Here is a 6,555-nt window from a genome sequence, read left to right as displayed (position 1 = left end):
GCCCATGCCGCCCATGTCGGCGCCACCGGCATCCTTCTCGTCCGGGTCGTCGGCGATCATGCACTCGGTGGTGATCATGAGGGCGGCGACGGAGCCAGCGGACTGCAGGGCCGAGCGGGTCACCTTGGCCGGGTCCAGCACGCCCATCTCGAACATGTCGCCGAACTCGCCGGTCTGGGCGTTGTAGCCGTAGTTGCCTTCGCCTTCCTTCACCTTGTTGAGGATGACGGAGGCTTCCTGACCGGCGTTGGTGACGATCTGGCGCAGCGGGGCTTCCATGGCGCGCAGCGCCAGGGCGATGCCGTGGTTCTGGTCCTCGTTGTCACCCTTGAGGCCGTGAAGCTTGGTGAGCACGCGCACCAGGGCGGTACCGCCCCCGGGCACCACGCCTTCCTCGACAGCGGCGCGGGTGGAGTGCAGGGCGTCCTCGACGCGAGCCTTCTTCTCCTTCATCTCGATCTCGGTAGCGGCACCGACACGGATGACGGCCACACCGCCGGCGAGCTTGGCGACGCGCTCCTGGAGCTTCTCGCGATCGTAGTCGGAGGAGCTCTCCTCGATCTGCGCGCGGATCTGGCCGACACGCGCCTCGATATCACCATCCTGGCCGGCGCCATCGATGATGGTGGTGTTCTCCTTGGACATGGTCACGCGCTTGGCGGTGCCCAGGTGGTCCAGGGTAGTCTGCTCAAGGGTCAGGCCGACCTCCTCGGAGATCACGGTACCGCCGGTGAGGATGGCGATGTCCTGCAGCATGGCCTTGCGACGGTCACCGAAGCCCGGTGCCTTGGCGGCCGCGACCTTGACGATGCCACGCATGTTGTTGACCACCAGGGTAGCCAGCGCCTCGCCCTCGATGTCCTCGGCGATGATCACCAGCGGCTTGCCGGCCTTGGCGACGGCTTCCAGCGTCGGCAGCAGCTCGCGGATGTTGGAGATCTTCTTGTCGACCAGCAGGATATAGGGGTCTTCCAGCTCGACCGCCATGGTGTCCTGGTTGGTGACGAAGTAGGGCGACAGGTAACCACGGTCGAACTGCATGCCTTCCACGACATCCAGCTCGTCCTCGAAGCCACGACCCTCGTCGACGGTGATCACGCCTTCCTTGCCGACTTTCTGCATGGCGTCGGCGATGATTGCACCGATGCGCTTGTCGCCGTTGGCGGAGATGGTGCCGACCTGGGCGATGGCCTTGGAGTCGGTGCAGGGCACGGACAGCTCCTGAACCCCCTCGACGGCGGCGGCCACGGCCTGGTCGATACCGCGCTTGAGGTCCATCGGGTTCATGCCCGCGGTGACAGACTTCATTCCCTCGGTGACGATGGTCTGCGCCAGCACGGTCGCGGTGGTGGTTCCGTCACCGGCGACGTCGGAGGTCTTGGAAGCGACTTCCTTGACCATCTGGGCGCCCATGTTCTCGAACTTGTCCTTGAGCTCGATCTCCTTGGCTACGGAGACGCCATCCTTGGTCACGGTCGGGGCACCGAAGGACTTCTCCAGCACCACGTTGCGGCCCTTCGGCCCCAGGGTGACCTTGACGGCGTTGGCCAGGACATCGATACCGCGCGCCATGCGCTTGCGGGCATCATCGGAGAACTTGACTTGTTTTGCTGCCATTTTCGTATACTTCCTGTGAGTTCGTGAACGTCAAAATCGATCAGTTGTGGGTCGTGTCCGGAATCAGCCTTCGACGACAGCCAGGATGTCGGACTCGCTCATGATCAGCACTTCTTCGCCATCGATCTTCTGCTTCTCGACGCCGAAGCCCTCCTTGAAGATCACGGTGTCACCGGTCTTGACGTCGAGCGGACGGACGTCGCCGTTGTCGAGAATCCGGCCGTTACCAACGGCGAGGACTTCGCCACGCGTCGGCTTTTCCTGGGCATTTCCCGGAAGCACGATGCCGCCAGCGGTCTTCTGTTCTTCTTCAACGCGACGGATCACGACGCGATCGTGCAAGGGACGGATGTTCATTGCTCACGTTCTCCTGATGGTTTGCTGTGCCAGGGCATCGCCCTGGCGGTTTTCATCATCAACCCGCGATCATGCTGCGGGGTGGAGGCGGGGTTCGCCTTCCTTGTCGTTGGCGTGGGGATTACCCCGCGCCGAATTCTGATGCTGTCGGATAAGTGGGGCTCGGCATTGGGCTTTCAAGGCCCCGCATGAAAATTTTTTGCGCCCGCTCAGCGTGAGTCGTCACGTGAGATGAACTCGCCTTCCAGGGGCGCGTCCTGCTGGCCGCCGCGCGGCCCCTTGTTCTGCTCGTCAGCGGATTCCCGGCGCGGGCCCGCCTGTTGCCAGTCGGCATCGGTGCCTTGACGCGGGCGATAGGTCTTGGCATGAACGTGCAGGCCCTTCATGCGTACGCTCGCCCAGCCCAGCAGCCTGCCCAGCAGGCGGCGTGCCGTCGGGACCAGGCACATGAACCCCAGCGCGTCGGAGAGAAAGCCGGGTGCCATCAGCAGGGCGCCGCCGAAGATCAGGGCTGCCCCCGTCAGCAGCTCGCCGGAGGGGATCTCCCCCTCGGCCATGCGCTCCTGGGCACGGGCGAAGGTAGCCACGCCTTCCCGGCGGATCAGGTGCAGGCCAATGAATCCGGTAGCCAGGACCAGCAGCAGTGTGCTCAGCAGGCCGATCTGGCTGCCGACCGAGAAGAGGATGACGAAGTCGAGCAGGGCGAAGAGGGTGAAGACGACGAGAAAGGGCATGATGACTCCGCGGATGACAGTTCGGCAGGTGATGGGGGCGGAGCGGTGGAATTCAAGCCATTGCCGTGTCACTCCAGAGTCATGGAATATGCTTCCATGATTCGCTATGGTAATGGTGCAGCGCATCAAAATAGTGATATGCCGACGCTGGATTTCCGTTGCCGGTAGCTGCTCGACAAGCGCGCTGACAGCATGATTCCCCATGCCCTGGAGAAATGCCCATGAAACTCGACAATACTGTTATCGCCATCACCGGTGGCGCCCGTGGCCTCGGCCTGGCTATGGCACGGCGGCTGGGTGGTCAGGGGGCCAGGCTCGCCCTCATGGACATGGACGGCGATACTCTGGACGGCGCCGTCTCTGCCCTGCACGCCGATGGGATCGACGCGCGCGGCTTCGTGGTCAACGTGGCCGAGGAGGCGTCGGTCACGCAGGCCTTCAGCGATATTGCAGCATCGCTGGGCCCGATTCACGGTCTGGTCAACAACGCGGGCATCGTGCGAGACGGCCTGCTGGTCAAGGCCAGGGACGGCAAGGTGGAGAAGACCCTGCCGCTGGAGAAGTGGCAGCAGGTGATCGATGTCAACCTGACGGGGGTCTTCCTGTGCGGGCGCGAGGCGTCGGTCCAGATGATCGAGGCGGGCCACCATGGTGTCATCGTCAACATCTCGAGCATCTCGCGGGCCGGCAACATGGGGCAGAGCAACTATGCGGCGGCCAAGGCCGGCGTGGTGGCGCTGACCACGACCTGGGCAACGGAACTGGCACGTTACGGTATTCGCGTGGGGGCGGTGGCTCCTGGGTTCATCGAGACGGAGATGACCGCCTCGATGCGCCAGGACATGCTCGACAAGTTGACGGCCGGGGTTCCGCTCAGGCGGCTGGGCCAGCCCGAGGACATCGCCGAGAGCGTGGCCTTCATCATGACCAACGACTATTTCACCGGCCGTGTGGTCGAGTGCGATGGCGGACTGCGCCTGTAAGCGGTTAACGTCCGCTTTTTGGCCAAGTGCAAGGCGCCGACCTTGCGGCCGGCGCCCCTGGCGAAAAAGCCTCGGGTCTGTTCAGAACGAGACCTGGTCGGCGAGTCCCTCCACGGTGGCGTCGCCGATACCACTGACCCTCGTCAGCTCGTCGGCGCTTTCGTAAGGGCCGTTTGCCTCGCGATCCTCGACGATCGCCGCCGCCCGTGTTTCCCCGATGCCGGGCAGTTCGGCGAGTAGCTCGGTGTCGGCACTGTTGATGTTGATCGGCTCCATCTCCTGGGCCAGGGCCTGGCCGGCGACGAAGGGGGCGAGGCCCAGTAGCATGACCAGCAGCAGTCCGGGCAGGCGTCGCATGATGATGGTCTTCATGATCCCTCTCCTTAGTTCCTGGATGGTCGTGGCCGACACCACGAAGCGCCGGCCTGCCCCTTTCAAGCTAGTGGGCTCCTGGCAGGGCCCATGTCATCGAATGCGGTCGTGTCATGTCAGCGATTGCAGTAAGAAGGCCGGCGACTTCGCGGACATGCGCTGTAGGTCATGGCTGATATACTTGGCCGGTCCATCCATCTGCCAGGAGCCTGTTCGTGACCACCGCCTCCCCTCTGATCATTGCGCTCGACTACGCTTCCCTGGACGCCGCCCTGTGCATGGCCGATCGCCTCGATCCGGCGCGGTGCCGGCTCAAGGTGGGCAAGGAGCTCTTCACCCGTAGCGGGCCCGAGGTGCTCGATGCCCTGCATGGCCGCGGCTTCGAGGTGTTCCTCGATCTCAAGTTCCACGACATTCCCAATACCGTGGCCGGGGCGGTCCAGGCTGCCGCCGAGCAGGGCGTGTGGATGGTCAATGTCCATGCCAGCGGTGGACGACGGATGATGGAGGCGGCGCGTGAGCGCCTGGACCGGCAGGGATTGGCGACCCATCTGATCGCGGTGACGGTGCTGACCAGCATGGAGGCCGCCGATCTGGCCGAAATCGGCATCCAGGCGTCGCCTGCTGACCAGGTCGAGCGCCTGGCCGTATTGGCCCGTGATAGTGGCATGGATGGGGTAGTCTGCTCGGCGCAGGAGGCGTCACGCCTGCGTGAGCTATGCGGAGGAGATTTCCTCAAGGTCACGCCCGGCATCCGCCCGAGCTTCGCCGTGGCCGGTGATCAGCGTCGCGTCATGGCCCCGGGTGATGCCTTGAACGCCGGCAGTACCCACCTGGTGGTGGGACGCCCGGTCACCCAGGCGGAAGAGCCGATGGCTGCCCTGGCAGCCATCGAGGCCGAGCTGGCCGCTGACTGAGGGGTCACTCCCCCTCGATGCCAGTGATCGGCTTGGTGGTGCCCCAGCTGCGACAACGGGGGCACTGCCAGTGCAGCCGTTCGCCGGAGAAGCCGCAGCGTCGGCAGCGGTGGCGGGGTAGCGCCTGTAGCAGGGTGTGGGTGTGATGCTGCAGCAGCGCGAGGCGCTCCTCCTCGTCTTCCCTGGCGTTGCGACGATAGAGGGTCAGCAGGTAATGCAACGCCCCCAGGCTGGGCGCACGCTCGAGCTGCCCGGTGATCAGTGCCAGGGCCTCCCGGTCATCGCCATGGTGGTGGCGCAGCGACTCGGCCAGCCGAGTGATCATGCTGGTGCAGGGCGCATGCTCGAGGAGTTCTTGCAGGCAGCGGATCAGGCCCTCTTCGTCATTCAGCAGACGATAGGCGCGAGACAGGGGGTCGAGGATGGCAGGGGTGAAGGTGGGGTCCTGGTCGGGAATTCGCCTGAGCAGCCGGATGGCCGCCTTGTACTGGCCGGTATCATGCTTCATGGCGGCCAACAGCAGGTTGGCGCGCACGCAGTACGAATCGGTGGCCAGTGCCTGGCGCAGGTGGCGTCTGGCCAGCACGGGGCTTGCCGAATGACGCTCCTGCTCGGCTAGCTCGCAGAGCCAGTGCGCCGCGGCGCGGCGGATGTCGTCTTGCTGTCGGGCGAGTCGGGGCAGGGCGACATCCAGTGCGGCCTGCCACTCGCCCTCGCGCTCCAGCAGGTCAACCAGTAACCGCTTGGCAGAGTCGCGCAGTTCGTCATCCTGGCTGTCGCGCACCAGACTCTGAAGCAGTCGCTCGGCGCGGTCGAGCAGCCCCAGGGCGAGGAAATCACGGGAGAGCTCGATCTGGACCCTGTCGCCCTGCCCGGCGCTCAGCGTCGGGCGGGCGAGCAGATTCTGGTGAATCTTCAGGGCACGATCGGCTTCGCCGCGAGTCCGGAAGAGGTTGCCCAGCGCCAGGTGCGTCTCGATGGTGTCGCTGTTGACCTCCAGTGCGCCGATGAAGGTCTCGATGGCCCTGTCCTGCTGGTCGTTGAGCAGGTAGTTGAGGCCGACGAAGTAGTCCCGCGCCAGCGCCGGCGGCTGTGATGCCCTGCCGGTGCCCTGGTGCTCCCGGCGACCCAGCCACCAACCGATGGCGACGGCCACCACCAGCAGGGCCAGCAGCAAAACATCGGGCATTCTAGGGGAGTTCCTTCATCTCCTGGACGCGCAGGCGGTCGAGCTCCTTGCGCTGCTGCTGGTTGTGCCGCTGGGCGCGGGTCAGCAGGGTGCGCAGGCGCAGGTAGACGCCGCTCATGGCGAGCATGCCCAGCAGTACGCCCACGGCCAGCGAGGCCAGGAGCCAGACGGAGAGCGAGGCTGCAGGCAGCTCGATCCAGATCAGGTTGAGGGGCAGGGCCTGCTGGTTGTTGACGGCAAAGAGGATGCCGATCAGCAGCACCACCAGCAGGATGATGGCCAGGATCAGGCCTTTTAGCCAACGCATGTGCTTGTTCCCATGTCGGTTGAAGGTGAGACGGCGGTCGCGGGGGCGCCGCTCAGTAGCCGAGTGCGCGGCTGGCATC

The 6,555-nt window shown here is 65.0% G+C and carries 8 protein-coding genes; 2 read left to right on the top strand and 6 right to left on the bottom strand.

Annotation, left to right across the window (positions count from 1 at the left end):
• The 3 genes from groL to RI841_RS13260 form a co-directional block, all read right to left on the bottom strand.
• A partial coding sequence (gene groL / locus RI841_RS13270; RefSeq protein WP_310706099.1) for a chaperonin GroEL occupies window positions 1-1,617 on the bottom strand: 1,617 nt, incomplete at its 3' end.
• Between the two features lie 63 nt (window positions 1,618-1,680).
• On the bottom strand, window positions 1,681-1,974 hold the full coding sequence (locus RI841_RS13265) for a co-chaperone GroES (protein ID WP_310706097.1): 294 nt from the start codon (window positions 1,972-1,974) through the stop codon (window positions 1,681-1,683).
• Window positions 1,975-2,183: 209 nt separating this feature from the next.
• On the bottom strand, window positions 2,184-2,708 hold the full coding sequence (locus tag RI841_RS13260) for an FxsA family protein (protein ID WP_310706096.1): 525 nt from the start codon (window positions 2,706-2,708) through the stop codon (window positions 2,184-2,186).
• Window positions 2,709-2,929: 221 nt separating this feature from the next.
• Here RI841_RS13260 and RI841_RS13255 point away from each other — a divergent pair, with 221 nt between their 5' ends.
• On the top strand, window positions 2,930-3,691 hold the full coding sequence (locus tag RI841_RS13255) for an SDR family oxidoreductase (RefSeq protein ID WP_310706095.1): 762 nt from the start codon (window positions 2,930-2,932) through the stop codon (window positions 3,689-3,691).
• 81 nt (window positions 3,692-3,772) lie between these two features.
• On the opposite strand, the gene RI841_RS13250 is transcribed toward RI841_RS13255, so the two are convergent.
• Window positions 3,773-4,063, bottom strand: coding sequence for a ComEA family DNA-binding protein (locus tag RI841_RS13250; protein ID WP_310706094.1), 291 nt, complete (start codon window positions 4,061-4,063; stop codon window positions 3,773-3,775).
• 215 nt (window positions 4,064-4,278) lie between these two features.
• Here RI841_RS13250 and pyrF point away from each other — a divergent pair, with 215 nt between their 5' ends.
• Window positions 4,279-4,980, top strand: a complete 702-nt coding sequence (gene pyrF, locus RI841_RS13245) for an orotidine-5'-phosphate decarboxylase (protein WP_310706093.1) — start codon at window positions 4,279-4,281, stop codon at window positions 4,978-4,980.
• Window positions 4,981-4,984: 4 nt separating this feature from the next.
• Here the strand turns inward: pyrF and lapB are convergent, their stop codons facing one another.
• Entirely contained in the window at window positions 4,985-6,169 is a 1,185-nt protein-coding gene (lapB, locus tag RI841_RS13240; protein ID WP_310706092.1) for a lipopolysaccharide assembly protein LapB, read from the bottom strand.
• A 1-nt stretch (window position 6,170) separates the two neighbouring features.
• On the bottom strand, window positions 6,171-6,476 hold the full coding sequence (locus RI841_RS13235; protein ID WP_089713164.1) for a lipopolysaccharide assembly protein LapA domain-containing protein: 306 nt from the start codon (window positions 6,474-6,476) through the stop codon (window positions 6,171-6,173).
• Window positions 6,477-6,555: the final 79 nt, after the last annotated feature.

Origin of the sequence: Halomonas sp., assembly GCF_031581305.1 — a bacterium.
Taxonomy (GTDB): domain Bacteria; phylum Pseudomonadota; class Gammaproteobacteria; order Pseudomonadales; family Halomonadaceae; genus Halomonas.
The sequence above is the reverse complement of the archived record's forward strand: the minus strand, read 5'-3'. Positions and strand labels throughout refer to the sequence as shown.

Coding starts and splice junctions, on each gene's coding strand:
- RI841_RS13265 (WP_310706097.1), bottom strand. CDS start 1,974: ATGAACATCCGTCCCTTGCACGATCGCGTCGTGATCCGTCGCGTTGAA.
- RI841_RS13235 (WP_089713164.1), bottom strand. CDS start 6,476: ATGCGTTGGCTAAAAGGCCTGATCCTGGCCATCATCCTGCTGGTGGTG.
- RI841_RS13250 (WP_310706094.1), bottom strand. CDS start 4,063: ATGAAGACCATCATCATGCGACGCCTGCCCGGACTGCTGCTGGTCATG.
- RI841_RS13255 (WP_310706095.1), top strand. CDS start 2,930: ATGAAACTCGACAATACTGTTATCGCCATCACCGGTGGCGCCCGTGGC.
- lapB (WP_310706092.1), bottom strand. CDS start 6,169: ATGCCCGATGTTTTGCTGCTGGCCCTGCTGGTGGTGGCCGTCGCCATC.
- RI841_RS13260 (WP_310706096.1), bottom strand. CDS start 2,708: ATGCCCTTTCTCGTCGTCTTCACCCTCTTCGCCCTGCTCGACTTCGTC.